At 47.1% G+C, this 580-nt stretch carries 2 tRNA genes and 1 rRNA gene; all 3 read right to left on the bottom strand.

What is annotated here, in order from left to right:
* Window positions 1-82: 82 nt before the first annotated feature.
* Window positions 83-155, bottom strand: a tRNA-Thr gene (locus NR125_RS29275).
* A 35-nt stretch (window positions 156-190) separates the two neighbouring features.
* Window positions 191-265 (bottom strand) — tRNA-Asn (locus NR125_RS29280).
* A 19-nt stretch (window positions 266-284) separates the two neighbouring features.
* Window positions 285-401 (bottom strand): 5S ribosomal RNA (gene rrf / locus NR125_RS29285).
* Window positions 402-580 lie beyond the last annotated feature (179 nt).

The following is a 580-nucleotide window of genomic DNA, read 5'->3' on the forward strand; positions in this document are numbered from 1 at the left end:
GAACCCGTGTTACCGCCGTGAAAGGGCGGTGTCTTAACCGCTTGACCAAGGGGCCTAGTACTCTAGTTGTCTACATTAAAAGAGCTTCCAACCGGGCTCGAACCGGTGACCTCTTCCTTACCATGGAAGTGCTCTACCTGCTGAGCTATGGAAGCAACAGCTCATAATTCCCAAATGGGCTTTATGGAAATGGCTCCGCAGGCAGGATTCGAACCTGCGACCGTTCGGTTAACAGCCGAATGCTCTACCACTGAGCTACTGCGGAAAAGTGGTATTTATAAACAGCCCGGCAGCGTCCTACTCTCACAAGGGGACAGCCCCTAACTACCATCGGCGCTGAGAAGCTTAACTTCCGTGTTCGGTATGGGAACGGGTGTGACCTTCTCGCCATCGCCACCAGACTATTTTCAAAAGACAAGTATGATTATACTTTCTTTTGATGTTTTTTTCAAGAGGAAATTTCATTTTTTTCGTTCCCTCAAAACTAGATAATGTATGAAGAAGCATTTGCCGAGTAATAACCAAATATAACTTGGTTAAGTCCTCGATCGATTAGTATCAGTCAGCTCCACATGTCGCC

The organism is Cytobacillus sp. Bac17 (assembly GCF_024519925.1).
In the GTDB taxonomy this organism is placed as follows: domain Bacteria; phylum Bacillota; class Bacilli; order Bacillales; family Cytobacillaceae; genus Cytobacillus; species Cytobacillus pseudoceanisediminis.